The following is a 26,429-nucleotide window of genomic DNA, read 5'->3' as shown; positions in this document are numbered from 1 at the left end:
ACCCGGCACGGGTAAGGCATTACAGGGGCAGGGCTAACTATGCAGGACTTGTTGTCTCAGGACGAAATCGATGCGCTCCTTCACGGTGTCGACGATGGGGATATTGATACCTATGACGAGGTTGATGATACCGGAGTAAAGTCCTACGACCTCGCCAGCCAGGACCGGATTGTCCGGGGCCGGATGCCGACGCTGGAAATGATCAACGAGCGGTTTGCCCGGTATACCCGGATCAGCCTGTTCAATCTGTTACGCCGAAACGCCGATGTGTCTGCCGGTGGCGTCCAGATCATGAAATTTGGCGAATACATCCATACCCTGTATGTCCCGACCAGCCTGAATCTGTGCAAGGTGCGCCCGCTGCGCGGTACCTCGCTGTTCGTGCTCGATGCCAAGCTGGTGTTCAAGCTGGTGGATAACTTTTTCGGCGGCGAGGGGCGCCACGCCAAGATTGAGGGGCGGGAATTCACCCCCACCGAAACCCGCATTGTCCAGATGGTGCTGAATCAGGTCTTCCACGATATGAAAGAAGCCTGGCATGCCGTGCTGAACGTGGATTTCGAGTACATGAGCTCGGAGGTCAATCCAGCCATGGCGAACATCGTCAGCCCCAGTGAAGTGGTCGTGGTCAGCAGTTTCCACATCGAGCTGGACGGCGGTGGTGGCGAACTCCACTTTGCCTTGCCCTATTCGATGATTGAACCCATCCGGGAAGTGCTGGACGCCGGGGTTCAGAGCGATATTGATGACGCCGACGAGCGTTGGATTCATGCCCTGCGCGAGGATATCAAAGAGGTTGAGGTGCCGGTCAACAGCGCGGTCTGTTCGAAAAAGATGTCTCTGCGGGACGTCGCCAAACTGAAGGAGGGTGACATCATTCCCGTGGAAATTCCCGAGTATTTGACGGTCACCGCCAACGGTATTCCCGTGTACAAGGCGACCATGGGCTCCCGCGACGGAAAGCTGGCGCTGAGAATTCATGACAGGGCACAGCTGCCCAAGGTGAAAAAACAACTGAAGGTGGGACGCAATGGCTGACGACAAGAAAGACGAGCAGCAACTCAGCGAAGATGAAAAGCTGGCCGCCGAGTGGGAGGCGGCCATGGAAGAATCCGGTGATGAGAGCGGTGACAAGGCGTCCACGGAAGATGAGTGGGCGGCGGCCATGGCCGAGGCCGGCGCCGGTGGACAGAAAGGCTCGGTCCAGGCCGCGCCGATCGAAGAGTTTGATCATTCCGGGCAGCCCCCGAAGGGACAGGATATGTCACCGGATCTGGATGTGGTGCTGGATATCCCGGTGACGATTTCGATGGAAGTGGGCAATACCCAGATTCCGATCCGCAATCTGCTTCAGCTGAACCAGGGCTCGGTGATTGAGCTGGATCGTCTGGCCGGCGAGCCGCTGGACGTTCTGGTCAACGGTACGCTGATCGCCCACGGCGAGGTGGTTATGGTCAACGACAAGTTTGGCATTCGTCTGACCGACGTGATCAGCCCGAACGAGCGCATCAAGCGCTTGCAGCGATAAGATGAAACAGTTGCTCGCCGGTTTTGCGGCATCCCTGTTGGCCGCCCCCGTGCTGGCCGAAGAGGCTGGCAAGCCTGTGGTAAAGGCGCCGGTGACCGGCGCTGCTGACACCGTCGGCACACTGGTCAGTCTCGGGCTGGGGTTGCTCGCGGTGGTCGCTATTATCTACGGCTGCGCCTGGATGGTCAGGCGCATGAATGGCATGACCGGGATGAACAATCAGGCCATGAAAGTGGTTTCGGTCATGGCGCTTGGCACGCGCGAGCGAATTGCGCTGGTTGAGGTCGGTGGCCAGCAGATCCTGTTGGGCATCACGCCATCTTCCATCCGGACCCTGCATGTCTTTGACGAACCCGTTGTCGAGGCAGGCAAGCCCGTGCCCGGCGACTTCGCCAGACGGTTGCAGGGCATGATCGGCAAACCCTGGAACACACCGAGTAAGGATTGATTAAGGGCATGACAGCCACGTGGTTTAATCGGCTTGTTCCGGTGTTGGTGGTTCTTCTGGGCATCGTCTGGGCCCCTCTGTCCATGGCGCAGGAGAGCGGCGGTATACCGGGGATTCCCGCCTTCACCGTTGAGCCTGGCGAGGGCGAAGGGGTTCAGGAGTACTCGGTAACCCTGCAGATTCTGGCGCTGATGACGGCGCTGACCTTCCTGCCGGCCATGCTCATGATGATGACCTCGTTCACCCGCATCATCGTGGTGTTCGCCATCCTTCGCCAGGCACTGGGTTTGCAGGCGACGCCGTCGAACCAGATTTTGCTGGGCATGGCGCTGTTTCTGACCATTTTCATTATGAAACCGGTGTTTGAAGAGGCCAACCGGGTGGCGCTCCAGCCTTACCTGCAGGAGGAGGTGACCTCCCTGGAAGCGGTGGAGCGCGCCAGTGAACCCTTCAAGCAGTTCATGTTGGCCCAGACCCGGGAAAGCGACCTGGCGTTGTTTGTGCGTATGGCCGACGAGCAATACGAAACACCGGAGGATGTGTCCTTCTGGGTTCTGATGCCGGCCTTTGTGACCAGTGAGCTGAAGACGGCATTCCAGATCGGGTTTATCCTGTTTATACCCTTTCTGATCATCGATATGGTCGTGGCCAGCGTGCTGATGGCCATGGGTATGATGATGCTGTCACCGATCATCATTTCGCTGCCATTCAAAATCATGCTGTTTGTTCTGGTGGACGGCTGGGCGCTCATTATGGGCACTCTGGCGGCCAGTTACGGAATATAGGGGGCATCGTGACGCCGGAAACCATAATCGACATTCTTCGTGAAGCGCTGTGGATGATTGTCCTGCTGGCGTGCGTGATCATCGGTCCGGGGCTGGTGATCGGGCTGGTGGTCAGTACCTTCCAGGCGGCCACCCAGATCAACGAACAGACCCTCAGTTTTCTGCCCCGTCTGATAGTCACCCTGATCGTGATTATCGCTGCCGGCCCCTGGATGCTGACCAAGCTGCTGGACCATGCCAATTCGCTGATTTCCAGCATTCCCTACCTGATCGGCTGATCGATGATACCGGCTGGCTTCAGCGCAGATCTCATTGGCCAGTGGGTTGGTCAGCATCTGTGGCCGCTGTTCCGGCTGGCCAGCTTCCTGATGGTGATCCCCATCTTCGGCACCCAGCTGGTGCCTGCTCGGGTGCGTCTTGGGCTGGCGTTACTGATGACCATCCTGATCGTTCCGATGATTCCCGACGTGCCCAAGGTAGACGCCCTCAGTGCGGATGCAGTGGTCATTACCCTGCAGCAAATCCTGATTGGTGTGGGCATGGGGTTTGCGCTTACGGCGCTGTGGCAGTTGTTTGTGATTGCCGGTCAGATGATTGCCATGCAGATGGGTCTCGGCTTTGCCTCTATGGTGGACCCGGCCAACGGGGTAAACGTCCCGGTCCTGTCTCAGATCTACACCATCACCATTACGCTGTTGTTTCTCGCCATGAACGGGCACCTGGCGGTGTTTGAGGTGTTCATCGAGAGCTTCCGGACCCTGCCCATCGGTATGGAAGGGTTGGGGCAAACGGGCGTATGGGAACTGGCGCACCGGATCAGCTGGATGTTCGCGGCCGCAATGCTGCTGGCGCTGCCGGCAGTGACGGCGGTGCTGATCGTTAACATCTCCTTTGGCGTGATGACCCGGGCCGCGCCCCAGATGAACATCTTCGCCCTGGGTTTTCCGATCGGCCTGATATTCGGGCTGTTTGCGATCTGGGTGCTGCACGCCAATTTCGTGCCGCATTTCGATCAGTACACCCGGGAGACGTTTGAGTTCATGCGCCAGCTGCAGGGGCGGCCCTGAGCATGCTGGCCTTGTGTGCAATCCACCGGGTAGCTGTGACCGATGGCTGAAGAGAACGACAACAGTCAGGAAAAAACGGAAGAGGCCACACCCCGACGACTCGAGAAGGCCAGAGAGGAGGGGCAGACAGCCCGTTCCCGGGAGCTGGCCACCATGGCGGTACTGATGACCGGAGCCGCCGGATTGCTGGTGTTCGGTACCAGCCTGGGGGCATCCCTGGAGGCCATCATGCGCGACAGCTTTGTGCTGGAGCGTTCCGCCATCTTCGATACCCGTCACATGAGTGTGCAGCTTATCGCGTCTGCGAAAGAGGCGGCGTGGGCCCTGGCTCCGATTCTGATTCTGTTACTGATTGCGGCCATTGCCGGTTCGATCGGCATTGGCGGGTTGCTGTTCAGTGGCAAGGCGATCGCGCCCAAACTGAGCCGGATGAATCCGATCAAGGGGCTCGGGAAGATGTTTTCGGCCCGGTCTCTGGTGGAACTGGTCAAGGCCATCGCCAAGGTGGGGCTGGTATTGACGGTGGCCATCCTGATTCTGGATCTGCGTACCGAGGATTTGCTGAGTATTTCTGAGGAGCCGGCTGTTCCGGCCATGGAGCATGTGCTCTGGACGGTCGGCTGGAGTTTCTTCCTGTTGTCCTGCGCCACAATCATGATTGCGATGATCGATGTGCCATTTCAGATCTACGATCATCAGAAAAAACTGCGGATGACCAAGCAAGAGGTCAAGGACGAGTACAAGGACACCGAGGGCAAGCCGGAAGTTAAAGGCAGGATTCGCCAATTGCAGCGGGAGATGGCCCAGCGCCGCATGATGCAGGATGTGCCCACCGCCGACGTGGTCATCACCAACCCAACGCATTACGCGGTGGCCCTGAAGTACGACGAGGGCAGGATGTCGGCACCGGTGGTTGTCGCCAAGGGCGCGGATCAAGTTGCCTTCAAGATCATGGAGATTGCCCGCGAGCACAAGGTAGAGGTGCTCCGGACACCGCCGCTGACCCGGGCGGTGTATCACAACACGGATCTGGGCGGAGAAATCCCCGATGGCCTGTATATGGCCATTGCCCAGGTGCTTGCCTATGTCTTCCAGTTACGGCAGTTCCGCAAAGGTCGCGGGGACCGGCCCGGTCTGCCGGATTTCCCCATTCCTTCTGATTTGCGCCGGGATTCCTGACCCGTCCGCGTCAGCGGGCTTCCACCACCCGGATCAACGGTTCACCACGACTCCGGGGTATCGGCAGCGTGTCGTACCAGTCGCGCGGGTCGTGGAGGACGGTCTCGGCAAAACCGCAGGACACAAAGTGTTTGCCGGCTTCGATATCGGAATTGAAATGAAAGGACACCTGGCTTCGGGTGATGCCGCCGAGAGCGTGGCCAAGTGCATTCAGTGTGCTTCTGAGCGCCGGGTGGCGCGGTTGGTAATAGCTTTCTGACAGGTACACGGAGCCTGGCCGTTGCGCCAGTGCGGCCGCAAGCCGCCGCCAGAAGCCACTGATGACGTCGAGAGAAAAGTAGCTGGTCAGCCCCTCGGTCACCACGATCACAGGTTTCTGGTTGTCGAACACCCGTGGCAGAACTGCTTCGAGGGTATGCTCGCCGTGCTCGGCGAGAATGTCGATGGGAGTCACCTGGTGATGGTCGCCAAGGCGACCGGCGGTCATCAGGCGCAGAGCCTTCCTGGCGGCCATCTCGGGCAGGTCGGCTTCCACCATGTGCAGGTGGGGGTGGCGCTGCCGCAGCCGGATCCCGCGAGGGGACATGCCACAGGCAATTTCGAGCACCTGGGTAACGCCATGCTGTTCAACGGCCTGGTCGATCAACTGATCGATGATCAGGTGGCGTTGCAGCAGAAAGGTTTGCAGGTTGCCCCCGATAGCCGCCTTACTGACGGCTTCGAAGGGCGCCAAAGCACGGTAGAGCCAGCGACCCTGGCGTGTCGCCAGGGCGTCGTCCGACAGGCCGTACCGGTGCCATACGGCGCCGGTATACAGCGCCGTAAAGCTGATGCCGGAACTGTCAGCTGGGGTTTTGCTCATAGATGGCCTTGCCCCAGGCTTCGCTGCGACCCGGCAGCACCAGGTTCAGGATGATGGCAGCCACGGCGCACAGGGCAATGCCTTCCAGGTGGCCCAGAACCATGCCGCCGATGCCGAACACCAGGGTGACAGCGACAATCACCAGATTGCGTGCCTGTGACAGGTCGACCTGGTGGCGGATCAGGGTATTCAGGCCAACTACGGCGATGGAGCCGAACAGCAGGCACAGGATGCCACCCATGACGGGTGCCGGGATGGTTTGCAGGGCGGCGCCAAACTTGCCGACGAACGCCAGAACAATGGCGGTCACAGCCGCCCACCACATCACCTTGGGGTTGAAGTTCTTGGTGAGCATGACTGCACCGGTCACTTCGGAGTAGGTGGTGTTGGGTGGCCCGCCGAGCATGGACGCGGCACTCGTCGCCAGGCCATCGCCGAGCAGGGTGCGATGCAGGCCGGGCTTTTCCAGGTAGTTCCTGCGGGTAACATTGCCGATCGCCAGGACGTCGCCGATGTGCTCAATGGCCGGTGCTATGGCGACCGGGATCATAAACAGCACCGCGCCCCAGCTGAATTCCGGGGCCACGAAGTTCGGCACTGCCAGCCAGGGGGCCTGCTGCACCGGGGTGGTATCCACAATGCCGGCAAAGGCCGACAGGATATAGCCCACGATGACGCCAAACATAATCGGAATCAGGCGGAAAATGCCCTTTGCCCAGACCGACATGATGACGGTCACGGCCAGGGAGATCATGGCAATCCAGATAGCGGTGTCGTAGGGCACCAGTTCGGCGGAACCGTCACCGGTGCGGCCAGAGGCCATGTGCACGGCGACCGGCGCCAGGCCCAGGCCAATGGTCATGATGACCGGGCCAATAACCACGGGTGGCAACAGGGAGCGTACAAAGCCGGTGCCGCGCAGGCGAACCAGAGCGCTGAGCAGGATGTAAAGAATGCCCGCCGCCATCAGGCCGCCGAGCGTCTCCTCCATGCCGAACTTGCCCTTCGAGGCAATGATCGGTGCGATGAAGGCAAAAGAGGATGCCAGGAAAATCGGAATCTGGCCGCCAGTGACAATATGAAAAATCAGTGTGCCCAGGCCTGCGGTAAACAGGGCGACGTTCGGATCCATACCGGTGATCAGTGGCATGAGCACCAGTGCGCCGAAGGCCACCAGAAGCATCTGGGAGCCGGCAATTGCCTGTTTCCACATCGGGTCGTTACTGTGGTCTTGCATGGGTCAAACGTCCTTTTGCTTGGTTCCGAAGATTTTGTCGCCGGCGTCGCCGAGTCCGGGCAGGATGTAGCCCTTCTCGTTCAGGCGCTCATCCACTGAGGCGGTGTAGATCGAGACGTCCGGGTGTGCTTCCAATACTTTTTGGACGCCTTCGGGGGCGGCCACCAGTACCAGGGCGCGAATTTCCGTGCTTCCGGCTTTTTTGAGCAGGTCGATGGTGGAAATCATCGAGCCGCCCGTGGCCAGCATCGGGTCAACAATCAGGGCCATACGCTGGTCCAGTTCGCCCACCAGTTTTTCCAGGTAGGTACTGGCTTCCAGGGTTTCTTCGTCGCGGATCTGGCCAACCACGCTCACGCGGGCAACCGGGATCAGGCTCAGTACGCCGTCCAGCATGCCCAGACCGGCACGCAGGATCGGAACGATGGTGATCTTCTTGCCCTGAATCTGTTCGACCTTCACCGGTCCGGCCCAGCCATCAATGGTCTGTTCCTGCAGGCCGAAGTCCTTGGTGGCTTCGTAGGTGAGCAGGGCACCAACTTCCTGTGCCAGTTCACGAAAGTTCTTGGTGCTGATGTCCGCCCGGCGCATCAGGCCCAGCTTGTGTTGGATCAGGGGGTGTTTCACCTCGTGGATTGGCATGGGATCACCTATCTGTGGGTTTTCTTTGATGGTTAAGCAGCGCTATGGAACCGCGCAAGGATACCGTATCTGGCGGTTTGAGTCAGGCGGCCGCAGGGCGAAGCCGGAGGAATTGGGGTAAGGATTGGTACGGATCTTGCGAATTACCGTCCAAATGACGAATTAGCGTCAGATTTCCGCCCCTTGTTTACCCCGGGGCCTGTTACCGGAGTCGCTTCAAGCATGGACAGAGTATTAGTCCTGAATAACGTCAAATCCCTGACGCGGGCCAATCTCGGTGTTCCCGTGATGCTCATGGGGTTGCTGGGCATGATGATCCTGCCCATGCCGGCTTTCCTGCTCGACGTTTTCTTCACCTTCAATATCACGCTGTCCATCGTGATTTTGCTGGTGTGCGTGTATGCCATGCGACCGATGGATTTTGCGTCCTTCCCGACCGTGCTGCTGGTGGCAACGCTGCTGCGTCTGGCGCTGAACGTGGCCTCTACCCGGATCGTCCTGCTTGAAGGCCACGATGGCGGTGATGCCGCGGGCAAGGTGATTGAGTCCTTTGGCGAAGTGCTCATCGGCGGCAACTACGCCGTCGGTCTGGTGGTGTTCGCCATTCTGATGATCATCAACTTCCTGGTGGTGACCAAGGGTGCCGGCCGGGTTTCCGAGGTAAGCGCGCGCTTCACTCTGGATGCGATGCCCGGCAAGCAGATGGCCATTGATGCCGACCTGAACGCCGGATTGATTAACCAGGAAGACGCCAAGCTGCGTCGGTCCGAGATTGCCCAGGAAGCGGATTTTTACGGTTCCATGGATGGTGCGTCGAAATTTGTTAAGGGTGATGCCATTGCCGGCCTTTTGATTCTGGCCATCAATATTATCGGTGGTGTTGCCATCGGCATGATGCAGCATGGCCTGACCTTCGGACTTGCCATGGAGCGCTACGCGCTGCTGACCATTGGTGATGGTCTGGTTGCGCAGATTCCGTCGCTGCTGCTGTCTACGTCCGCGGCGATCATGGTGACGCGGGTCACTTCGAGTCAGGACATGGGCGGGCAAATCATCAGCCAGATGTTCAGTGCGCCCAAGGCGCTTGGTATTGCGGCCGCCATCCTGATCATTCTCGGGTTGATTCCGGGCATGCCTCACGTTGCCTTTCTGGGGCTCGGCAGTCTGGCCGCCGGTGCAGCCTGGTTTATCTGGAAGCGGGATCAGCAAACCGTGGAAGAGGGCGCGGTGTTTCCGGCCCAGGGCGGTGCCGGGGTGCATCGTGCCGGCGGACAGGAACTGCAAGCCGATGGCGCTGCCGATCAGGGGCATCAGTTACCGGCGCCCGGTGAGACCCGCGAGCTTGGGTGGGACGACGTCGCCACCGTGGATATCGTCGGGCTGGAAGTCGGCTATCGCCTGATTCCGCTGGTGGATAAGTCCCAGGGTGGGCAGTTGCTCAGCCGGATCAAAGGGGTCCGCAAGAAGTTGTCACAGGATCTTGGCTTCCTGATGCCGTCTGTCCACATCCGGGACAACCTGGACCTGATGCCCAACGTGTACCGCATCACCCTGATGGGGGTCACCATCGCCGAGGCAGAGATTCACCCCGAGCGGGAACTGGCCATCGACCCGGGGCAGGTGTTCGGCAAAATTGAAGGTATCGAAGGCAAGGACCCGGCTTTCGGTCTGGATGCCTGCTGGATCGAAACCGACAAAAAAGATCAGGCCCAGACCCTGGGGTACACCGTCGTGGATGCCAGCACGGTGGTCGCAACCCATCTGAACCAGGTGCTTCAGAAGCACGCTCATGAGCTGCTTGGGCATGAGGAAACCCAGAAATGGCTGGATCAGCTGGAGAAGATGTCACCCCGGCTGGCCGAAGAGCTGGTGCCCACGACGATTTCCATCAGCCTGTTGCTCAGGGTCTTGCAGAGCCTGCTGAAGGAAGAAGTGCCGATTCGGGATATGCGATCCATCGCCGAGGCAATTGTGAACATCCATCCCCGTAGCCAGGATCCCAAGCTGCTGACCATGGTGGCGCGCCAGGCGCTGCGTCGGATGATCGTCCAGAGTATCTGCGGTAACGAGTCGGAGATTCCGGTTATTACCCTCGACCCAGAGTTGGAACAGATGTTGCTGAAGTCGGTTCAGCAGAGTCAACAATCCGGCGGTCAGGACGACATCGGGATGGTGCTGGAGCCGAACATGGTGGAAAAACTGCAGCGCTCGTTGCAGGACAGTGTTCAGCGGCAGGAAATGTTGGGTAAGCCCGCCATCCTGCTGGTTTCAGGGCCGCTCCGGCCGGTGCTGGCGAAATTCGCCAGCTACGGGGTAGAGCGGTTGCACGTGCTCTCGTATCAGGAAGTACCCGAAAACAAACAGATCACCATCGTGGCGTCCGTTGGTCAGTGACGACGGAAAGACAAGCGGCTAGCGCAGATGCAGCGTGGCCGGTGGAGGAAGAGGTAGAATGAAGGTAAAGCGGTTTTTCGCTCAAAGTATGGCTGAGGCGCTCCGGCAAGTCAGTGAACAAATGGGGCCGGATGCTGTCATTCTTTCCAATCGTCGAGTGGATGGAGGTGTCGAAATTGTGACGGCACTGGATTACGACGAAAACATGGCGCGCCAGCGATTGGGCGAAGAGGCCGGGTCTGCCACCTCCGGTGCCCGCCTGGCAGAACTGCAGGCCGACCAGCATCGCCGGCTTGAAGACGAGCTGAATCGTTCCCGAGAGCGAATCCGGGGGGTGCGGGAAAAACGCGCCGCTGCTGGCAGTAGTCAGTGGGATGCCGCGTTTGACGAGAGTGCCCCGTCACCTCAGCCTGAGTCCGGTGGCGAGCGCAGCGCGGCTGTGACATCAGACTACTCCAGCGAGTTGGCGCAAATGAGGGCGGAAATCAGCTCTCTGCGCGACATGATGAGTGGCAATCAGGCGCAGCAAATGGCCAGGCCCGGCGTCAATCCCGTTCAGCAGCGCCTTGCCGAGCGCCTGCAGGAATTCGGGCTCAGCAATGATTTGTCCGCGTCCCTTGCGCGTCGCCACACGGGTGGACGTCTGGATGAGGGGTGGAAGCAGTCACTCAAAATGCTGGCCACCGGGGTACGTACCTCGCGCAAGGAATGGCTGGATGAGGGGGGCGTGTACGCCCTGGTGGGGCCAACCGGATCCGGCAAAACCACTACCATCGGAAAGCTCGCTGCGCGCTATGTACTCAAACACGGCGCCGACTCCCTGGCCTTGGTCACGACCGACCGTTACCGTGTTGCCGCGCACGAGCAGCTGTTTGTGTTCGGCCGCATCCTGAATGTGCCGGTTCGGGTGGTGGATGAGACCCATTCACTGGACGATATCCTGGATGAGCTGTCAGACAAGCATCTTGTACTGATCGACACTGCCGGCCTGACCAGCGCTGACAAAGGCTACCAGGAGCAGTTGGCCGAGCTGGCTCGCAGCCATCATAATATCCGCACCCATCTGGTGGTTTCCGCAACCAGTCAGCCGCGTATCATGAAATCCGTCTGGCATTGCTATAAGATGGCAAATCTGGCGGGCTGCGTGATGACCAAGATCGATGAAGCCCTGACGCTCGGTGAGTCTCTCGGTTTTGCCATGGAAACCAGTCTTCCGGTGGCCTATTACACCGACGGCCAGAAGATACCCGAGCACTTGCATCACGCCGAGGCGATTCCACTGGTTCGCCTGGCCGTGGAGCGTTTGAAAAATATGCAGCAACAACAGGCCGTTGCTGAGGGTGCCTGAAGAACAGGGACCCGCTGACGTGGCCGACACTGGCGGGCAGTCGTCTGAACGATAAGAACAGCCTTGGATTAACTGGCGAGAGAATATAACGAGCATGAGCAGAGCGAAACCGGTTCAGGTAATTGCAGTGTCCGGCGGAAAAGGCGGGGTTGGCAAGAGCAATGTGTCCGTCAACCTGGGTATTGCTCTCGCGCAGAAAGGGCGCCGGGTAGTCATCCTCGATGCCGATCTGGGGCTGGCCAATATTGACGTTCTGTTGGGCATCACCGCCAACCGGAACCTCGCCGATGTGCTCTCGGGTGAGTGTGACCTCAGAGACGTGCTGGTCGAAGGTCCGGGCGGTATCAAGGTGGTGCCGGCCTCGTCCGGAACCCAGCGCATGACACAGCTCAGCGCCATGGAACATGCCGGTCTGATCAATGCCTTCAGTGAACTGGGCGACGAAATTGATGTGCTGATTGTGGATACCGCCGCCGGTATATCCGAATCGGTTGTCAGCTTCCTGCGCGCCTCGCAGGAATTGCTCTTCGTGGTTTGCGACGAGCCCACCTCCATTACCGATGCCTACGCGCTGATCAAACTGATGAACCGTGATTACGGTACCAACCGGTTCCGTATTCTTGCCAATCAGGTCCGGAATGAAGAAGAAGGCCGCCACCTGTACGAGAAACTCAGCCGTGTGACCGAGCGCTTCCTTGATGTGGCGCTGGAATACGTGGGCATGGTGCCGTTCGACGAGGCCGTGAAAAAGGCCGTTCAGCGCCAGCGTGCGGTTCTGGATGCCTACCCCAAATCCAAGGCCGCCCTGGCGATCAAGGCGCTGGCCGACAAAGTGGACAACTGGCCACTGCCGTCCTCGCCCCGGGGACACCTCGAATTCTTCGTGGAACGGCTCGTCCAAGTCTGATTTGATCCAATCGAAACAACAGCGGATACATGACATTGGCGAAGAACCTGGGAATCTACCAGCAGGCCGGCACGGCGCCGGGAGCAGCGCAACTGGTTGAAGATCATGCGCCGCTGGTCAAGAAAATCGCTCTTCACCTGATGGCGCGGCTACCCGCCTCTGTGCAACTGGAAGACCTCATACAGGCCGGCATGATCGGCCTGCTGGAGGCCGCCCAGCGCTATACCTCTGCCAAGGGTGCAACCTTTGAAACCTTCGCCGGTATCCGAATTCGCGGCGCCATGGTGGATGAAATCCGCAAGGGCGACTGGGTGCCGCGCTCCGTTCATCGCAATGCCCGTCGAATTTCCGAGGCCATCAAAGCAGTCGAAGGCCGGCTTGGCCGGGAAGCCCAGGACACGGAAGTGGCCGAGGAGCTGGGCATGGATCTTGACGAATACCATTCCGCGCTGGCCGACAGCAACAGCGGCCGGCTTTTTAGCCTGGATGAGCTAAATGAATCCGGCGAGCTGCCGATAGAAGAAACAGAGCACAGTGACAACCCGCTGGAAGGGATCTCCTCCGATGCCTTCCGTCAGGGTCTCGCGCAGGCCATTGCGGAGTTGCCCGAGCGGGAGAAGCTGGTACTGAGTCTTTACTATCAGGAAGAGTTGAACCTGAAGGAAATCGGAGCGGTTCTGGGGGTTAGCGAAAGCCGGGTCAGCCAGATTCACAGTCAGGCGGCGCTCAGGTTGCGAAGCCGTCTGTCGGATTGGCGTGTCTAATCACTTCCTGTCGTCATTCTTCCTTGTGTATCAGCGCCATCCGGCTCTGTAGCGTTTTGGTAACCGGCGCTTTACACGCATCGTAAAGCACACACAATAGACCGATGTCTTAGTCATCCGCCCGATTGTTGACGGGCAGTAAACCGAGTTCCGGGTTTAGTAACTGGAGGTCCCATTGGACAAGAACATGAAGATTCTCATCGTGGATGACTTTTCCACCATGAGGCGGATTATCAAGAACCTGTTGCGTGATCTGGGTTTTACCAACACGGATGAGGCCGATGATGGTAATACCGCGCTGCCGATGCTGAAAAGCGGTAAATACGATTTCCTGGTGACCGACTGGAACATGCCGGGCATGACTGGCATTGATCTGCTCAAGGAGGTCCGTGCCGACGAAAACCTCAAGGCCCTGCCGGTCCTGATGGTTACCGCCGAAGCCAAGCGGGACCAGATTGTGGCCGCGGCTCAGGCGGGTGTGAACGGCTACGTTGTTAAGCCCTTTACCGCTGCCGTGCTGAAAGAAAAAATCGAAAAGATATTCGAACGCATCCAGTAAAACAGAGGTCGGATGGCTCTCATGAGCGATACCAACAAGAACCATCGGAGCCTCGAGCCGGACGCTGCTGAACAGCTCAAGTGGCAAGCATCGGAGCTGTCCCGACACCTCGAGGCCGGGGATTACGCCCAGGCGATGTCGGTGATCAACGAACTGAGCGAGGTCAGGGATCAGAGCCTCTACCGCGAAGTGGGCCGGCTGACCCGGTCGCTCCACGAGGCCATTCGCAATTTCCAGATCGATCCCCGCAGTCCCCAGCAGCGCGAAGCCCTATCCAAGATGAGCGATGCGTCCGACCGCCTGGCTTACGTGGTGCAGATGACCAGCGAAGCGGCCAACCGGACCATGGACCTGGTGGAAGAATCCATGCCCCTGGCCGGCGCTGCCAGTGAAGAGGCATCGGCGCTGCGCCAGGAGTGGCAGCGGCTGGGCCGCCGGGAAATGAAACCGGATGAGTTCAGAGCGCTGTACGGCCGGATGGATCGCTTCCTGGATGGCCTCACCAGGGATGCGGGTGCGGTATACAGCAACCTGTCGGACATCCTTCTGGCGCAGGGCTTCCAGGATCTTACCGGGCAGGTGATCGAGAAAGTAACTGCGTTGGTGAAAGAAGTTGAAGATCAGATGCTCAGTCTGGTTGTCATGGCAAGCCACGTTGATCAGTTGACCGGAACGGTGCATCAGATCGATGCGGTGGAGGTGTCTCCGGAGGAAGGCGTTGGCCCCCAGATCAGGGCCAATGAGCGGGCAGATGTGGTTTCGGGGCAGGACGACGTTGATGACTTGTTGTCCAGTCTTGGTTTCTGAACAGGTGGGGTAATCCATGGCATTCGATGCTGACGAAGAGATTCTGCAGGATTTTCTGATCGAGGCAGGGGAAATTCTCGAGAAGTTGTCCGAACAGTTGGTGGATCTCGAGCAAAATCCAGACGACAGTGATCTGCTCAACGCAATTTTCAGGGGCTTCCACACCGTTAAAGGTGGGGCCGGGTTCCTTCAGCTTGACGCTCTGGTTAACTGCTGCCACTCGGCAGAGAACGTGTTCGATATCCTCAGGAATCACAAGCGTCGGGTCGATTCGGACCTGATGGACGTGGTGCTTGAGGCGCTGGACAACGTCAACGCGATGTTTGAGCAGGTGCGTAACCACGAGGAGCCGACGCCGGCCCCGGACGCCCTGATTGCCGCCCTGGACGCCTTTGCCGAGCCCGCCAATCACACCGCCGTGACCCCGCCGACCAGTGACGCGCCTGCCGATGGTGGCGACATCACCGATGATGAGTTCGAGCAACTGCTGGATGCGTTGCAAGGGCATGACGCGCCGCAGGGCGCGGCCGCGCCGGCGCCAGAAGCTGCCGGTGCTGCTGACAGCTCCGGTGACGAAGAGATTACGGATGACGAATTCGAGGCGCTGCTGGATCAGCTGCACGGGAAAGGGCAGTTCAGCGGCGCGCCGGAGGCGGGCTCTGAAGCAGCCAATGGCGGAGGGGCCGATTTGGTTGATGCCGGCTCGACTGGCGGTGATGACCTGATTACCGACGATGAGTTCGAAAAGCTCCTCGACGAGCTGCACGGTAAGGGTGGCAGCCCCACAAGCGCGGCCGAAGCCCCCGACACCGGAAGCCGCGACCCGGCACCGCCCCCCCGCGCCGAGACCAAAGCGGCCACGCCCGACGCCACACCGGCAGCCAAGACTGCCCCGGCGAAGGACACACCCCCGGCGGGAGAAACCACGGTTCGCGTCGACACCAAGCGCCTCGATGACATCATGAACATGGTGGGCGAGCTGGTGCTGGTGCGCAATCGCCTGGATCGTCTCGGCAGTGCCAGTGAAGACGAACAGCTCCAAAAAGCCGTGTCGAATCTCGACGTGGTAACGACCGACCTTCAGTCTGCGGTCATGCAGACACGGATGCAGCCCATCAAGAAAGTCTTTGGTCGTTTCCCTCGGGTTGTACGGGATCTTGCCCGCAACCTGAACAAGGAAGTGAATCTGGTGATGCACGGTGAGGAAACGGATCTCGACAAGAACCTGGTCGAGGCGCTTTCCGATCCACTGGTGCACCTGGTCCGGAACTCGGTCGATCACGGGATCGAGGCGCCGGATGTGCGGGAAAGAGCCGGCAAACCACCGATGGGAACGGTGACTCTGTCTGCCGAGCAGGAAGGTGATCATATCCTGCTGGCGATTGAAGACGATGGCGCCGGCATGGACCCGGAAAAGCTTCGGCAAAAGGCCGTGGAGAAGGGCGTTTATGACCAGGATGCGGCCGATCGCCTGACCGAGGCCGAGTGTTTCAACCTGATTTTCTCCGCCGGCTTCTCCACCAAGGAACAGATTTCCGATGTGTCGGGCCGCGGCGTTGGCATGGACGTTGTAAAGACCAAGATTGGCCAGCTGAATGGCCAGATCAACGTCAAATCCGAGCTGGGCAAGGGCTCGCGCATCACCATCAAGGTGCCGCTGACCCTCGCTATCATGCCGACACTGATGATTATGCTGGGCGAGCAGTCATTTGCCCTGCCGCTGGTGAACGTGGTGGAGATCTTCCATCTGGATCTGACCAAAACCAACATCGTCGATGGCCGCGAGTGTATCGTGGTCCGCGATCGGGTATTCCCGCTGTTCCACATCAAGCGGTGGCTGGTACGTAACGGCGACGGTGACACAACGACCGGAACCGCCCATGTCGTGATCGTGGCCATGGGAACCAGGCAGGTCGGGTTTGTGGTGGATCAGCTTGTTGGTCAGGAAGAGGTGGTCATCAAGCCTCTGGGCCGGGCCCTGCAGGGCACACCGGGTATGGCGGGCGCCACCATTACCGGTGATGGTCGTATCGCTCTGATTATCGACGTGCCCAGTCTGCTGCAACATTACAGTTAAGTGCTGCCTTGCTGGGGCGTATTTTTGTGTAGGAGAAGTAGATGGCAGTCTCTGTCCTGGTTGTGGACGATTCGCATTTTTTCCGAAAGCGTCTGACCGAAATTCTGTCCGGCTCCGGCCAGATTGAGGTGGTTGGCGTGGCTTCGAACGGCCGCGAGGGCGTCGAGATGGCGGAAAAACTGCGGCCGGATGTCATCACCATGGACTATGAGATGCCGGTGATGGATGGCATTTCGGCAGTGCGTGAAATCATGCGCAAGCAGCCCACGCCGGTGCTGATGTTTTCTTCTCTGACCTATGAAGGCGCGCGGGTGACACTGGATGCGCTGGAAGCCGGCGCGGTGGATTTTCTGCCCAAGAACTTCGAGGACATTGCCCGGGACACCAGTCAGCTCCAGAAAATCCTGCTTGACCGCATCCTCGATATTGCCCGCAGTCGCCCCTCTGCGCGTCCCGCGGTTGCGCCAGCTCCTGCGCCCCAGCCAGCGCCCAAAGCGCCACCGGCTGCGAAGCCGGAACTTCGGCCGGTCGAGTCAGGCCGGCCGGCTCCCGCCGCACCGGCGGCGTCGGCGCGGCGTTCCTCCCGGGTGGCGGCCAAAGCGTACAGCGTGGTGGCGATTGGTACGTCAACCGGTGGCCCGGTGGCTCTGCAGCGGGTGCTGACCTCGCTGCCTGCCAGTTTCCCGGCACCGATCGTGCTGGTGCAGCACATGCCCGCCAGTTTTACCCCGGCCTTTGCCGAGCGGCTGAACAAGCTTTGCCGGATTGAGGTGCGCCAGGCCGAGGATGGCGACTTGTTGCGCCCCGGCCTTGCGCTGCTGGCCCCCGGCGGTAAACAGATGATGATTGAAAGCCGGGGCAGCCAGGCTCGTGTGCGCATTCTGCCCGGCGACGCACGGCTGAATTACAAGCCGTCCGTGGATGTCACCTTCGGTTCTCTGGCCCGCAGTTTTCCGGGCAAAACCCTGGGCATCATCCTCACCGGTATGGGCGCAGACGGCAAAGAGGGTGCCCGGATGATGAAGCAGTCGGGCTCGGACATCTGGTCGCAGGACGAGAAAACCTCGGTGATTTACGGCATGCCGATGGCTGTTGCGAAGGCGGGCCTGACCGATCAGGTGCTGGGGCTGAATGACATCGGTCCGCGCCTGGTCGAGGGTGTTGGCTGATGGATATCCTGAGCCTGCTCGGCATTATTCTGGCTTTCGCCGCCATTCTTGGGGGCAATCTGCTGGAAGGCGGCACCCTTGCCACGCTGTTCAATGGGCCAGCGGGCCTGATTGTGGTGGGTGGCACTCTGGCCGCGACTATCCTGCAAACCTCCTGGCCGATACTGAAACGAGCGCTCAGGCAAGTCAGCTGGGTGTTTGTGCCACCGTTTATCAGCATGGAAGACGGGATTGGCAAGGTGATCGACTGGAGCGTGAAATCGCGCAAACAGGGCCTGCTGGGCCTCGAGGGGCTGGCGGAGCGTGAGCCCGAGCCTTTTGCCCGAAAAGGCCTGCAGCTGCTGGTGGACGGAACCGAAGCGGAATCCATTCGCAGCATCATGGAAGTGGAACTGGAGTCCCGGGAGCAGCGTGACCTGGAGTCCGCAAAGGTGTACGAGGCCATGGGTGGCTATTCACCTACCATTGGCATCATCGGAGCCGTCATGGGGCTGATTCAGGTGATGACCAATCTGGAAGACCCTCAGAGTCTGGGGAGCGGAATCGCCACCGCGTTCGTGGCCACCATCTACGGCGTGGCGCTTGCCAACCTGCTGTTTTTCCCGATTGCCAACAAGCTTCGGGCCATTGTCCGCGAACGGAGCCGCTACGAGGACATGATGATTGATGGCGTGATTGCCATTGCCGAGGGGGAAAACCCGAAATCCATCGAAATGCGATTGCGCGGCTTTATGCCGTCGTCCTGACAGGCCTGGCCATGCGTCGTCGTCGACCCACTCCGGAAGAACCCCACAACAAGGAACGCTGGCTGATCTCCTACGCGGATTTCATCACCCTGTTGTTCGCTTTTTTTGTCGTGATGTATTCGGTGTCCTCGGTGAATGAGGGCAAATACAAAGTGTTGTCCGAAACTCTCACCGGCGTCTTCAATGCCCCTCAGCGCTCGATCGAGCCAGTGCCGGTTGGGGAGCAGCCGCGAAATACCGGCGACTCGGTCTCTGACCAGGCTGTCCGCCCGGTCGTGGCTGAGCCGTCTGCCCAGCCCGCCACCGATGCCGAGGCCAGGACGCGTGCGCTTCGCGCCGTGGCGGATGAGCTGGCTGGCGCGTTTGATGAGCTGATTCAGCAGGGCGTGGTTACGCTGGAAACCAGTGAGCGCTGGCTGGCACTGAACTTGCCCAACAGCCTGCTGTTCGGCAGTGGTGATGCCGAACCGCATTACGATGCGTTCGACGTGATTGCCAGGGTGGCTGGCGTGTTGCGGGATCGGGACAATGCCATCAAGGTGGAAGGCTTTACCGACAACCAGCCGATCAAGACCGCGCGCTTCCCGTCCAACTGGGAGTTGTCGACCGCACGGGCTGCGGCGGTCGCGCGCATGCTGGTGAAGGAGGGTGTCGAACCGTCACGCCTGGTGGCAGCCGGCTATGGTCAGCACCAGCCGGTGGCACGCAACGACACCGACAAAGGCCGTCGCAAGAATCGCCGGGTGGTCTTGCTGATCTCGCGCGATGCCAGCGTGCGCGGCGCCATGCGCTGATTGTGCCTGGGCGGTTTACGAATTAGCTGTTTGGCACACTTCCTGTATTTAACTCCCCCCAGACTGAACGAACGGCAAGGCTTTGCCGTTTCATCGCCTGATTGCCGGGAATGCGTCCTCAAGTCGGGCGACCATTGGCCGATAACCGCCTTGCAGCATGGATGAATGCCGCTGCATTGAGCTTAATTCTGGAGAGTCGGACGTGCGAATTTGGGCTGTAGCCAATCAGAAGGGAGGCGTGGGGAAGACCACGTCCGTGGTGTCACTGGGTGGTTTGCTGGCCCAGCGAGGCAAGCGTGTCCTGGTGGTGGACCTTGATCCACACGGATCGCTCACCAGCTGGTTTGGCCACGACCCGGACACCATCCCCCAGAGCGTGTTTAACCTGTTTCAGCATCAGGGCAAGGTTCCCGATGGCCTGCCGGCGCAACTGATCACCGAGACTTCCTGCCCCGGACTGGCTCTGATGCCGGCCAGTACCGCACTGGCAACACTTGAGCGTCGGATGGTCGGGGTCGAAGGCATGGGGCTGATCATGTCCCGGGCACTGACCCAGCTGTGGGACGACTTCGACTATGTGATTCTCGACAACACGCCGTCCCTTGGCGTGTTGATGGTGAATGCCCTGGCCGCCGCCCAGCACCTGATCATTCCCGTGCAAACCGAGTTTCTGGCGATCAAGGGGCTCGAGCGTATGCTGCACACGCTGCAGATGATCATGCGGTCGCAGAAGAACGAGCTTCCCTACACCGTGGTGCCTACGCTGTTTGACCGGCGAACCCAGGCGTCGATGAAAAGCCTGAACCTGCTTCGCAAAGCCTACGGAGAACATCTGTGGCGGTTTGCCGTGCCGGTAGACACCAAGTTCCGGGATGCCAGCCAGGCCGGTATGGTGCCTTCGCTGTTGGACGGGGCAACCCATGGTGTTCGGGCCTACACCCGCCTGCTGGAGGATCTGCTGGAGCAAACCGAGCTGGTGAGGGAGCGTCAGCATGGCTGACGAAAAGTTGACGCAACTTGCGGATCCGGCCAGTGCGCTGGCCAGTTATCTGGACGACTTGCTTCACACCGCAACCGACACGGCGTTGCGTGAGGAAACCTCGCAAACGGCAGTGCAGCCGGTTCGGGAAGCGCCGAAACTCCGCGTTGTCGAAACTCCGCCGCCTGAACCAGAGTCCAGGGTTGCTGAGAGTCTCGACGAGCCAGTTGCCGAGGTGGCCGAACCTGTCATCACCGAGGCGCCGGTGCCGTCTGCGCGTCGCCGTCAGGTCGATGATCACGACAGCGCCAGCCAGCCCCCGGCGGCGCCGCCGTCGCGCCCGGACTGGTCCGAAGCTCCGTTTGAGTGTCTGATCTTTACCGTCGCTGGCCTGCAGCTGGCGGTGCCGCTGGTACTGTTGGGCGCGATACACCGCATTGAAAGCGAAATTCGCCCGATCCCGGGCAGTCCTCGCTGGTACATGGGTATCCGGCCGGATCGTGATCACAACCTGAGGGTGGTGGACAGTGCGGAATGGATTATGGCCGGGCGGGTGCCCGAAAACGCCCGTGACAACTACCGCTTTGTTATCCGTCTGGATAACAGTGAATGGGGGCTGGCGTGCGATGACGTTGCCCAATCGTTCACCCTCAGTCCCGACGAAGTGCGCTGGCGCAGCGCCCGCAGCAAGCGCCCGTGGCTGGCCGGCACTGTGATCAACCACATGTGTGCATTGATTGACGTACGGGCGATGGCGGACCTCCTGGTGCGGGCAGAACGCGAGCGTCACCTCGATTTGAGTTGAACAAACGATGTTTACCGAATGAAACCGTGTCCTGCTGGCACGATTTGTGCCCCTACTTATAGTATTGGGCACTGATGATGACTTTTTGACGATCAGGTTGCCCGCGGGGGCAGCCCAAGAGGAGAAGTAGCGCTATGGCAGCCCCAAGCGGACAGCAAAACCAGGCTCAAGATGATCAGGTACTGCAGTATGTGACCTTCCGGCTGGACGACGAGACCTATGGCCTGAACGTCATGCAGATTCAGGAGGTACTAAGGTACTCGGAAATTGCGCCGGTGCCCGGAGCCCCCGATTACGTGCTGGGCATCATCAACCTGCGGGGCAATGTGGTCACCGTTATTGATACCCGTCGGCGCTTTGGCCTGGCGGATGCCGAAGTGACGGATGCCACGCGCATCGTGGTGATGGAGTCTGATAACCAGGTGATGGGTATTCTGGTGGATTCCGTGGCTGAGGTGGTTTACCTGAAGTCGAGCGAGATTGAAACCGCACCCAACGTGGGTAATGAGGAGAGTGCCCGATTTATCCAGGGGGTGTGCAACAAGGATGGCGAACTGATCATCCTCGTTGATTTTGACAAGATGCTGTCTGAAAACGAATGGGCTGAAGTCGCAGCGCTCTGAGTCGGGTTCTCTCAGAACAAGACGATGGACGCCTTTCGTGCATAACCATGGGAGACGTCCACAATGTTTGCAGAAATTCCTTCTTACCTGCCCTGGGCTTTGACTGCCGGCGCCATGCTGTTTGTCCTGATCCAGGGTATGGTAACCCGCCGTCAGATCCGCAAGCTGCAGGCGGCTGTCAAAGACCGCTGCGATACCCTGGGGCGTGAATTGCACGCAACCACCAGTGGCAGCCTGGGGGTAGGGCAGCGGCTGGTGGTCTGCGAGCGCCAGATTCACGAAATGCGGACCACACTGGAAGAGATGCGTCAGAACGACCCGTTGCGGATTTCCTACGACGAGGCGTCACGGCTGGTGGATCTGGGTGCTGATATCGAAGACCTGATGAACACCTGTGGCATCTCCCGTCCGGAAGCGGAGCTGGTGTCCGCACTCAGGAAACGGCAGGCCGCGTAATCCGGTTTCCGGGGCTGACTGCTAGCCCCGGAAGGATGGCGCTCCCGATGCGGGCTGCACGTCATCGGGCGTGCGCCCTCGAATGTGAAACGCAAACGCCAGTATCTCGGCAATCACCCGGTACAGGTTTTCCGGGATCTCCTCGTTCAGTGACAGCTGGGCCAGTATGCCGGCCAGCTCCGCATTCTCATACAGTGGTACGTCGTGGTCCCTCGCGATCCGCACGATTTCCTCTGCCAGTTCGTTCCTGCCTGTTGCGGTGATGACCGGGGCACTGTCGCCATCGTACTTGAGTGCCACGGCAGCGGGTGCGGCGTTGGTCGAAGAGTCGTTCATGCGCGTGTGTCCACCAGTCGATGCTCCAGTCGGGTTGTTGATGCCTGCGGCCTACCCTGGCGACAGTCCAGGTCGGTTACCTCAAGGCCGAGGCCGGACAGGCTTTTCCTGAGCAAGGGCAATTGTTCGTTAACCTGTTTCAGGGTGTCCTGCTGGTTGGCCCAGACCGTGGCACTGACCGACTGCTCGCGCAGGGCAACGTCAAAATGCAGCGGTCCCGCTTCATCCAGATCAATGGCCAGAGACAGCCGCCATTCGCCCGCTGCGGCTTTGGTCTCTTTGGCGTTATGCCGCTCTTGTTTGGAATAATGCTCAAGGCGCAACTGGGCGATCCTGGGTTCGTTCTGGGGGGTGAGCCAGGGCAGGTCCAGCAGCAGGACGGACGCCGGCGAACCGGCATCTCCCCCGGCGCGGGCACTCAGGGTTTGACTGTGCAGCTGATTTACGGTGATCCGGTTCAGCATGCCGGCAAGTAGCCGAAGCATCTGGCCGGCCGTTACCGGTTCAGAAGTGCCTGCGTTGCCGGCAGAACTGTAGGCGCTGCCGGCGATCGGAAACTGCAGCGGCGCCTGAATCAGGTCCTGGCTGGTCGCTGGTGTCAGTCGGTTGAACTGGCTCAATGCCTCGGGTGTTTTCGCCGGCTGTGCAAGCAGTGCCGTGATGACCCGGCCGATGGCCAGCTTCAGGTCTGGCAGCGCCGCCTGCTCTGTCCGGGACGACTGGCTCAGCCTGGCTTCGGTGAACAGACCGCTCTCGCTGATCCATTGTCTGATGGATTGCGGTGTCCGGGGCTCGTTACCCTGGCCGGGGGGCAGCGATGCACTGTTGGGCAGGCGGGCGATAAGCTCCGATAACGCCTGGCGCGCGGGCTCGGGCAAAGGCGTGGGGAGCCCGGCCGATGGTGGTTGGCCGGGAACCGGATCGGGTTTGAGTCCCTGTGTCAGGCTGCCCAGAAGCCGCGCCAGGCCGGTGTCCAGGCTGTGCTGCCAGGGCAGCCGCTGCACCAGGGCCCGCGCGACTTCCGCCTCCTGGCTCTTGAATAGCTCGGATGTCGCCAGTTTGCCGATCAGTTGCAGTTCGTTGCCGGCCCTCATCACCTTGACCCATTCGCCGGCCTCGACGGGCGTCTTGCCGATGGCAGCCTCGACCAATAGCGGTTTGCCTTTCACATCCAGCAATAGTTGCGTGGCGCTGCTGCCTTCGCGGTTCAGTACCTTGGCCACTTTCGCCAGTGTGGCTTCGCGGTTGGCCAGTTGCAGGGCGTCCAGCATCTGGCGAGCCGACACTGTCTCGGTCGGTTTGGCGGCCGCTGGTGGGGGCGTCGCCGGTTGCGCACCAGTGGTCTGCCCTGATGGCGTGTTCGGATGTTGGCCGGAGGGTACTTTCATTGTTGTCGAATTGTATTGGGCATGGGTAATACGCATGCGGTTTCGTTATAATACGCGGCGCTGGCAGATCTTGCCGTGAATAAGGGCTGCACCCCGTGGTGTCAGTCCAGGATGAATCCGATGCCACCTGTCCGCGCATCGTCTAGGTTACGGGGCCCTGATGTCTGAGCCGTTACTACAGGCTGTCAATCTGCAGTGTGAGAGAGATGAGCGGACGCTGTTCCGTGATCTGTCCTTTTCCATACTGCCCGGGAGCGTGACCCGTGTCGAGGGTGACAACGGCGCCGGCAAAACCACGTTACTGAGAATCCTCGCCGGACTGAACGATGCCTGGTCGGGCGACCTGCTCTGGCGGGGGCAGCCGCGCAACCACTGTCGTGAAGATTACCACCGCAATATGCTGTATCTCGGGCACCGGCCCGGTATCAAAGGCCTGCTGTCGCCGCTTGAGAACCTCAGGGCGTTGACGGCAGGGCGTCGCCCGCTGGCCGACACTGTTCTACGCGAAGCCCTCGCGGGTACCGGGCTGCATGGTTTCGAGGACGTTCCCTGTCGCAAGCTGTCTGCCGGGCAGCAGCGGCGCGTGGCCCTGGCCAGACTGCTGATTGCCGATGAACCTCTGTGGTTATTGGATGAGGTATTTACCGCGATCGACGCCGATGGTGTCAAAGCGGTTGAAGCGCTTTTGCTTCAGCGGGCGCAGGAAGGCGGCGCGGTTGTGGTTACCACCCACCATAATCTGGCGTTGCCGGGTCTGCAGTCGATTCGTCTGGGAGGAGCCGCCTGATGAACGCCGAGGCTCGCCCTGCCGTGCGGCCCCACCGCAATCTGGTTGGCGGCCTGTCTGCGATGAAAGCGGTATTCGCCCGGGATCTGCGTGTGGCGTTCCGGCAGCGCCAGGATCTCCTCAATCCACTGCTATTCTTTGTGATGGTGGTCACTCTGTTTCCGTTGGGGGTCAGCCCGGAAGTGTCCTTCCTTCGGGAGGCGGGCGCCGGTATTCTCTGGGTGGCCGCGCTGTTGTCGGTACTGCTGTCGCTCGATCACCTGTTCCGGCACGATTTCGACGACGGCACCCTGGAGCAACTGGTGTTGCAGCCCCAGCCCCTGTTTCTGCTGGTACTGGCCAAAACACTGGCGCACTGGGTGCTTACCGGATTGCCGCTGGTGCTGCTGGCTCCGGTGCTGGGCGTGATGGTGCACCTGGAAGGGAACTCCATTTGGGTTTTGTGTCTAACGCTGCTGGTTGGCACCCCGGTACTGAGCCTGATTGGTTCGATCGGAGCGGCGTTGACGCTTGGCTTGCGGTCGGCCGGGGTGCTCTTGTCCTTGCTGATTATTCCGCTGTACATTCCAGTACTTATATTTGGCACGGGCACAGTGGCGGCGGCAGCCGAGGGCGCTGCCGTGGGTGGCTATCTTGCGCTGCTGGGCGCGTTTTTGATGCTCGCGCTCACATTGGCGCCATTTGCCGCATCAGCGGCACTGAAAATCAGCCTGTCGAACGCATAGGTAACGTTTAATGAGCAACAGGGTATCCAACTGATGTGGCAGTTTTTCCATAAGCTGGGCTCGCCCAAATGGTTCTTTGGCATCGCTAATCGCCTGATGCCGTGGCTGTTGGCGGGCGCTCTGATCCTCCTTCTGGCTGGACTGGTGTGGGGGCTGCTGTTTGCGCCCAAAGACTACCTGCAGGGCAACAGTTACCGGATCATCTTCATCCATGTGCCGTCGGCGTTTCTGGCCCAGTCCGTGTACATCATGATGGCAGTTGCCGCCGTGGTAACGCTGGTCTGGCGTATGAAACTGGCCGATGTGTTCGTCAAGGCCGTCGCCCCGGTGGGCCTCCTGCTCACGTTTCTTGCCCTGTTCACCGGCGCGGTGTGGGGCAAACCTACCTGGGGAACCTGGTGGATCTGGGACGCACGGCTGACCTCCATGCTGATCTTGCTATTCCTCTACGGGGGGGTGATTGCGCTGGGCCGGGCGATCAGCGACGAAAAATCGGCGGCACGTTCGGTGGCCGTGCTGGTTCTGGTTGGGGTGGTAAATATCCCTATCATCAAGTACTCCGTGGAATGGTGGAATACGCTTCACCAGCCGGCCACGTTCAAGCTCACTGAGAAACCGTCAATGCCGGCGGAGATGTGGGTGCCACTGCTGCTGTCGGTGCTGGGGCTGTACCTGCTGTTTGGCTGGTTGGCCTGCCTGCGCATGAAAACCGAGATTCTGGCCCGGGAGCAGCGAACGCGCTGGGTGAAAGATTACATTCAGGCGGGGAGGGCATGACGATGGCGTTTGATTCACTGACTGCCCTGATTCAGATGGAAGGCCATGGCCCCTACGTGTGGACCTGCTACGGTGTGTTTCTGCTGGTGATGGTGGCCCTCGTGGGCCTGTCGTTGCGTCGACACAAGACCGTGATCCAATCCTGTCGCCGGGCCTATGAATCCGAAAGCAATGAAGATACGTCCGGCCAGCGGCCTGCTGCGACCTTCTCGCGCGTCAATATTTCCCAAGAGTGATAAA

The 26,429-nt window shown here is 60.0% G+C and carries 30 protein-coding genes; 25 read left to right on the top strand and 5 right to left on the bottom strand.

What is annotated here, in order from left to right; genetic code table 11:
* Positions 1-39 precede the first annotated feature (39 nt).
* Genes fliM through flhB form a run of 7 tightly spaced genes read left to right on the top strand, consistent with a single transcriptional unit; the run spans position 40 to position 5,007 of the window.
* On the top strand, positions 40-1,038 hold the full coding sequence (gene fliM / locus LPB19_RS14620) for a flagellar motor switch protein FliM (protein ID WP_206643621.1): 999 nt from the start codon (positions 40-42) through the stop codon (positions 1,036-1,038).
* Positions 1,031-1,528 carry a flagellar motor switch protein FliN gene (fliN, locus tag LPB19_RS14615; protein WP_206643620.1) on the top strand — a complete coding sequence of 166 codons (498 nt, stop codon included), beginning with the start codon at positions 1,031-1,033 and terminating at the stop codon, positions 1,526-1,528. The genes fliM and fliN overlap by 8 nt, the downstream gene beginning before the upstream one ends.
* A 1-nt stretch (position 1,529) precedes the next feature.
* Positions 1,530-1,976, top strand: a complete 447-nt coding sequence (gene fliO / locus LPB19_RS14610) for a flagellar biosynthetic protein FliO (RefSeq protein ID WP_206643619.1) — start codon at positions 1,530-1,532, stop codon at positions 1,974-1,976.
* An 8-nt stretch (positions 1,977-1,984) separates the two neighbouring features.
* On the top strand, positions 1,985-2,761 hold the full coding sequence (fliP, locus tag LPB19_RS14605; RefSeq protein ID WP_206643618.1) for a flagellar type III secretion system pore protein FliP: 777 nt from the start codon (positions 1,985-1,987) through the stop codon (positions 2,759-2,761).
* Between the two features lie 8 nt (positions 2,762-2,769).
* Positions 2,770-3,039, top strand: a complete 270-nt coding sequence (gene fliQ, locus LPB19_RS14600) for a flagellar biosynthesis protein FliQ (RefSeq protein WP_206643617.1) — start codon at positions 2,770-2,772, stop codon at positions 3,037-3,039.
* 3 nt (positions 3,040-3,042) lie between these two features.
* Positions 3,043-3,828 (top strand): flagellar biosynthetic protein FliR, encoded by a 786-nt coding sequence (gene fliR / locus LPB19_RS14595; RefSeq protein WP_206643616.1) that lies wholly within the window; start codon positions 3,043-3,045, stop codon positions 3,826-3,828.
* A gap of 42 nt (positions 3,829-3,870) precedes the next feature.
* A complete protein-coding gene (gene flhB, locus LPB19_RS14590; RefSeq protein WP_206643615.1) occupies positions 3,871-5,007 on the top strand; it encodes a flagellar biosynthesis protein FlhB in 1,137 nt (378 codons plus the stop codon).
* A gap of 10 nt (positions 5,008-5,017) precedes the next feature.
* On the opposite strand, the gene LPB19_RS14585 is transcribed toward flhB, so the two are convergent.
* Genes LPB19_RS14585 through upp form a run of 3 tightly spaced genes read right to left on the bottom strand, consistent with a single transcriptional unit; the run spans position 5,018 to position 7,748 of the window.
* Positions 5,018-5,869: a class I SAM-dependent methyltransferase gene (locus tag LPB19_RS14585; protein WP_206643614.1), complete on the bottom strand. Its 852-nt coding sequence runs from the start codon at positions 5,867-5,869 to the stop codon at positions 5,018-5,020.
* Positions 5,850-7,106: a uracil-xanthine permease family protein gene (locus tag LPB19_RS14580; protein ID WP_206643613.1), complete on the bottom strand. Its 1,257-nt coding sequence runs from the start codon at positions 7,104-7,106 to the stop codon at positions 5,850-5,852. Before LPB19_RS14580 ends, LPB19_RS14585 begins: the two co-directional genes overlap by 20 nt.
* A gap of 3 nt (positions 7,107-7,109) precedes the next feature.
* Positions 7,110-7,748: a uracil phosphoribosyltransferase gene (gene upp / locus LPB19_RS14575; RefSeq protein ID WP_206643612.1), complete on the bottom strand. Its 639-nt coding sequence runs from the start codon at positions 7,746-7,748 to the stop codon at positions 7,110-7,112.
* 222 nt (positions 7,749-7,970) lie between these two features.
* Here upp and flhA point away from each other — a divergent pair, with 222 nt between their 5' ends.
* From flhA to LPB19_RS14505, 14 genes are all read left to right on the top strand, one after another.
* Entirely contained in the window at positions 7,971-10,142 is a 2,172-nt protein-coding gene (flhA, locus tag LPB19_RS14570; protein WP_206643611.1) for a flagellar biosynthesis protein FlhA, read from the top strand.
* Between the two features lie 58 nt (positions 10,143-10,200).
* Positions 10,201-11,490, top strand: a complete 1,290-nt coding sequence (gene flhF / locus LPB19_RS14565; protein WP_206643610.1) for a flagellar biosynthesis protein FlhF — start codon at positions 10,201-10,203, stop codon at positions 11,488-11,490.
* A gap of 94 nt (positions 11,491-11,584) precedes the next feature.
* Positions 11,585-12,397 carry a MinD/ParA family protein gene (locus LPB19_RS14560; protein ID WP_206643609.1) on the top strand — a complete coding sequence of 271 codons (813 nt, stop codon included), beginning with the start codon at positions 11,585-11,587 and terminating at the stop codon, positions 12,395-12,397.
* 29 nt (positions 12,398-12,426) lie between these two features.
* Positions 12,427-13,161 (top strand): RNA polymerase sigma factor FliA, encoded by a 735-nt coding sequence (locus LPB19_RS14555; protein WP_206643608.1) that lies wholly within the window; start codon positions 12,427-12,429, stop codon positions 13,159-13,161.
* A 175-nt stretch (positions 13,162-13,336) separates the two neighbouring features.
* Positions 13,337-13,720 (top strand): chemotaxis response regulator CheY, encoded by a 384-nt coding sequence (cheY, locus tag LPB19_RS14550; protein ID WP_206643607.1) that lies wholly within the window; start codon positions 13,337-13,339, stop codon positions 13,718-13,720.
* Positions 13,721-13,741: 21 nt separating this feature from the next.
* Positions 13,742-14,527: a protein phosphatase CheZ gene (locus LPB19_RS14545; protein WP_206643606.1), complete on the top strand. Its 786-nt coding sequence runs from the start codon at positions 13,742-13,744 to the stop codon at positions 14,525-14,527.
* Positions 14,528-14,543: 16 nt separating this feature from the next.
* On the top strand, positions 14,544-16,604 hold the full coding sequence (locus LPB19_RS14540) for a chemotaxis protein CheA (RefSeq protein ID WP_206643605.1): 2,061 nt from the start codon (positions 14,544-14,546) through the stop codon (positions 16,602-16,604).
* A gap of 41 nt (positions 16,605-16,645) precedes the next feature.
* Positions 16,646-17,773 (top strand): protein-glutamate methylesterase/protein-glutamine glutaminase, encoded by a 1,128-nt coding sequence (locus tag LPB19_RS14535; protein WP_206643604.1) that lies wholly within the window; start codon positions 16,646-16,648, stop codon positions 17,771-17,773.
* Complete coding sequence (locus LPB19_RS14530) at positions 17,773-18,519, top strand: flagellar motor protein (protein WP_206643603.1); 747 nt, start codon at positions 17,773-17,775, stop codon at positions 18,517-18,519. Before LPB19_RS14535 ends, LPB19_RS14530 begins: the two co-directional genes overlap by 1 nt.
* A gap of 11 nt (positions 18,520-18,530) precedes the next feature.
* Positions 18,531-19,313 (top strand): flagellar motor protein MotD, encoded by a 783-nt coding sequence (gene motD, locus LPB19_RS14525; protein WP_206643602.1) that lies wholly within the window; start codon positions 18,531-18,533, stop codon positions 19,311-19,313.
* 202 nt (positions 19,314-19,515) lie between these two features.
* Positions 19,516-20,313, top strand: a complete 798-nt coding sequence (locus LPB19_RS14520; protein WP_206643601.1) for a ParA family protein — start codon at positions 19,516-19,518, stop codon at positions 20,311-20,313.
* Positions 20,306-21,097, top strand: coding sequence for a chemotaxis protein CheW (locus LPB19_RS14515; protein ID WP_206643600.1), 792 nt, complete (start codon positions 20,306-20,308; stop codon positions 21,095-21,097). Before LPB19_RS14520 ends, LPB19_RS14515 begins: the two co-directional genes overlap by 8 nt.
* Before the next feature lie 134 nt (positions 21,098-21,231).
* Complete coding sequence (locus tag LPB19_RS14510) at positions 21,232-21,720, top strand: chemotaxis protein CheW (RefSeq protein ID WP_206643599.1); 489 nt, start codon at positions 21,232-21,234, stop codon at positions 21,718-21,720.
* Positions 21,721-21,783: 63 nt separating this feature from the next.
* A complete protein-coding gene (locus LPB19_RS14505; RefSeq protein WP_206643598.1) occupies positions 21,784-22,176 on the top strand; it encodes a DUF2802 domain-containing protein in 393 nt (130 codons plus the stop codon).
* Between the two features lie 21 nt (positions 22,177-22,197).
* Here the strand turns inward: LPB19_RS14505 and LPB19_RS14500 are convergent, their stop codons facing one another.
* Both LPB19_RS14500 and fliK read right to left on the bottom strand, forming a co-directional pair.
* A complete protein-coding gene (locus tag LPB19_RS14500) occupies positions 22,198-22,512 on the bottom strand; it encodes an EscU/YscU/HrcU family type III secretion system export apparatus switch protein (RefSeq protein ID WP_206643597.1) in 315 nt (104 codons plus the stop codon).
* Entirely contained in the window at positions 22,509-23,936 is a 1,428-nt protein-coding gene (gene fliK, locus LPB19_RS14495) for a flagellar hook-length control protein FliK (RefSeq protein ID WP_206643596.1), read from the bottom strand. The genes LPB19_RS14500 and fliK overlap by 4 nt, the downstream gene beginning before the upstream one ends.
* A gap of 124 nt (positions 23,937-24,060) precedes the next feature.
* Between fliK and ccmA the strand changes: the two genes are divergently transcribed.
* Genes ccmA through ccmD form a run of 4 tightly spaced genes read left to right on the top strand, consistent with a single transcriptional unit; the run spans position 24,061 to position 26,425 of the window.
* Positions 24,061-24,687, top strand: a complete 627-nt coding sequence (gene ccmA / locus LPB19_RS14490) for a cytochrome c biogenesis heme-transporting ATPase CcmA (RefSeq protein ID WP_206643595.1) — start codon at positions 24,061-24,063, stop codon at positions 24,685-24,687.
* Entirely contained in the window at positions 24,687-25,412 is a 726-nt protein-coding gene (gene ccmB, locus LPB19_RS14485) for a heme exporter protein CcmB (RefSeq protein WP_206643594.1), read from the top strand. Before ccmA ends, ccmB begins: the two co-directional genes overlap by 1 nt.
* Before the next feature lie 33 nt (positions 25,413-25,445).
* Complete coding sequence (ccmC, locus tag LPB19_RS14480) at positions 25,446-26,189, top strand: heme ABC transporter permease CcmC (RefSeq protein WP_206643593.1); 744 nt, start codon at positions 25,446-25,448, stop codon at positions 26,187-26,189.
* Entirely contained in the window at positions 26,186-26,425 is a 240-nt protein-coding gene (ccmD, locus tag LPB19_RS14475; protein WP_228289128.1) for a heme exporter protein CcmD, read from the top strand. The genes ccmC and ccmD overlap by 4 nt, the downstream gene beginning before the upstream one ends.
* Positions 26,426-26,429: the final 4 nt, after the last annotated feature.

This window comes from Marinobacter salinisoli (assembly GCF_017301335.1).
Lineage (GTDB): Bacteria > Pseudomonadota > Gammaproteobacteria > Pseudomonadales > Oleiphilaceae > Marinobacter > Marinobacter salinisoli.
The sequence above is the reverse complement of the archived record's forward strand: the minus strand, read 5'-3'. Positions and strand labels throughout refer to the sequence as shown.

Excerpts from the sequence above, each read along its gene's own strand:
- fliM (WP_206643621.1), top strand. The coding sequence starts at position 40 with ATGCAGGACTTGTTGTCTCAGGACGAAATCGATGCGCTCCTTCACGGT.
- fliN (WP_206643620.1), top strand. The coding sequence starts at position 1,031 with ATGGCTGACGACAAGAAAGACGAGCAGCAACTCAGCGAAGATGAAAAG.
- fliO (WP_206643619.1), top strand. The coding sequence starts at position 1,530 with ATGAAACAGTTGCTCGCCGGTTTTGCGGCATCCCTGTTGGCCGCCCCC.
- fliP (WP_206643618.1), top strand. The coding sequence starts at position 1,985 with ATGACAGCCACGTGGTTTAATCGGCTTGTTCCGGTGTTGGTGGTTCTT.
- fliR (WP_206643616.1), top strand. The coding sequence starts at position 3,043 with ATGATACCGGCTGGCTTCAGCGCAGATCTCATTGGCCAGTGGGTTGGT.
- flhB (WP_206643615.1), top strand. The coding sequence starts at position 3,871 with ATGGCTGAAGAGAACGACAACAGTCAGGAAAAAACGGAAGAGGCCACA.
- LPB19_RS14585 (WP_206643614.1), bottom strand. The coding sequence starts at position 5,869 with ATGAGCAAAACCCCAGCTGACAGTTCCGGCATCAGCTTTACGGCGCTG.
- LPB19_RS14580 (WP_206643613.1), bottom strand. The coding sequence starts at position 7,106 with ATGCAAGACCACAGTAACGACCCGATGTGGAAACAGGCAATTGCCGGC.
- upp (WP_206643612.1), bottom strand. The coding sequence starts at position 7,748 with ATGCCAATCCACGAGGTGAAACACCCCCTGATCCAACACAAGCTGGGC.
- flhA (WP_206643611.1), top strand. The coding sequence starts at position 7,971 with ATGGACAGAGTATTAGTCCTGAATAACGTCAAATCCCTGACGCGGGCC.
- flhF (WP_206643610.1), top strand. The coding sequence starts at position 10,201 with ATGAAGGTAAAGCGGTTTTTCGCTCAAAGTATGGCTGAGGCGCTCCGG.
- LPB19_RS14560 (WP_206643609.1), top strand. The coding sequence starts at position 11,585 with ATGAGCAGAGCGAAACCGGTTCAGGTAATTGCAGTGTCCGGCGGAAAA.
- LPB19_RS14555 (WP_206643608.1), top strand. The coding sequence starts at position 12,427 with ATGACATTGGCGAAGAACCTGGGAATCTACCAGCAGGCCGGCACGGCG.
- LPB19_RS14545 (WP_206643606.1), top strand. The coding sequence starts at position 13,742 with ATGAGCGATACCAACAAGAACCATCGGAGCCTCGAGCCGGACGCTGCT.
- LPB19_RS14540 (WP_206643605.1), top strand. The coding sequence starts at position 14,544 with ATGGCATTCGATGCTGACGAAGAGATTCTGCAGGATTTTCTGATCGAG.
- LPB19_RS14535 (WP_206643604.1), top strand. The coding sequence starts at position 16,646 with ATGGCAGTCTCTGTCCTGGTTGTGGACGATTCGCATTTTTTCCGAAAG.
- LPB19_RS14530 (WP_206643603.1), top strand. The coding sequence starts at position 17,773 with ATGGATATCCTGAGCCTGCTCGGCATTATTCTGGCTTTCGCCGCCATT.
- motD (WP_206643602.1), top strand. The coding sequence starts at position 18,531 with ATGCGTCGTCGTCGACCCACTCCGGAAGAACCCCACAACAAGGAACGC.
- LPB19_RS14515 (WP_206643600.1), top strand. The coding sequence starts at position 20,306 with ATGGCTGACGAAAAGTTGACGCAACTTGCGGATCCGGCCAGTGCGCTG.
- LPB19_RS14510 (WP_206643599.1), top strand. The coding sequence starts at position 21,232 with ATGGCAGCCCCAAGCGGACAGCAAAACCAGGCTCAAGATGATCAGGTA.
- LPB19_RS14505 (WP_206643598.1), top strand. The coding sequence starts at position 21,784 with ATGTTTGCAGAAATTCCTTCTTACCTGCCCTGGGCTTTGACTGCCGGC.
- LPB19_RS14500 (WP_206643597.1), bottom strand. The coding sequence starts at position 22,512 with ATGAACGACTCTTCGACCAACGCCGCACCCGCTGCCGTGGCACTCAAG.
- fliK (WP_206643596.1), bottom strand. The coding sequence starts at position 23,936 with ATGCGTATTACCCATGCCCAATACAATTCGACAACAATGAAAGTACCC.
- ccmA (WP_206643595.1), top strand. The coding sequence starts at position 24,061 with ATGTCTGAGCCGTTACTACAGGCTGTCAATCTGCAGTGTGAGAGAGAT.
- ccmB (WP_206643594.1), top strand. The coding sequence starts at position 24,687 with ATGAACGCCGAGGCTCGCCCTGCCGTGCGGCCCCACCGCAATCTGGTT.
- ccmC (WP_206643593.1), top strand. The coding sequence starts at position 25,446 with ATGTGGCAGTTTTTCCATAAGCTGGGCTCGCCCAAATGGTTCTTTGGC.
- ccmD (WP_228289128.1), top strand. The coding sequence starts at position 26,186 with ATGACGATGGCGTTTGATTCACTGACTGCCCTGATTCAGATGGAAGGC.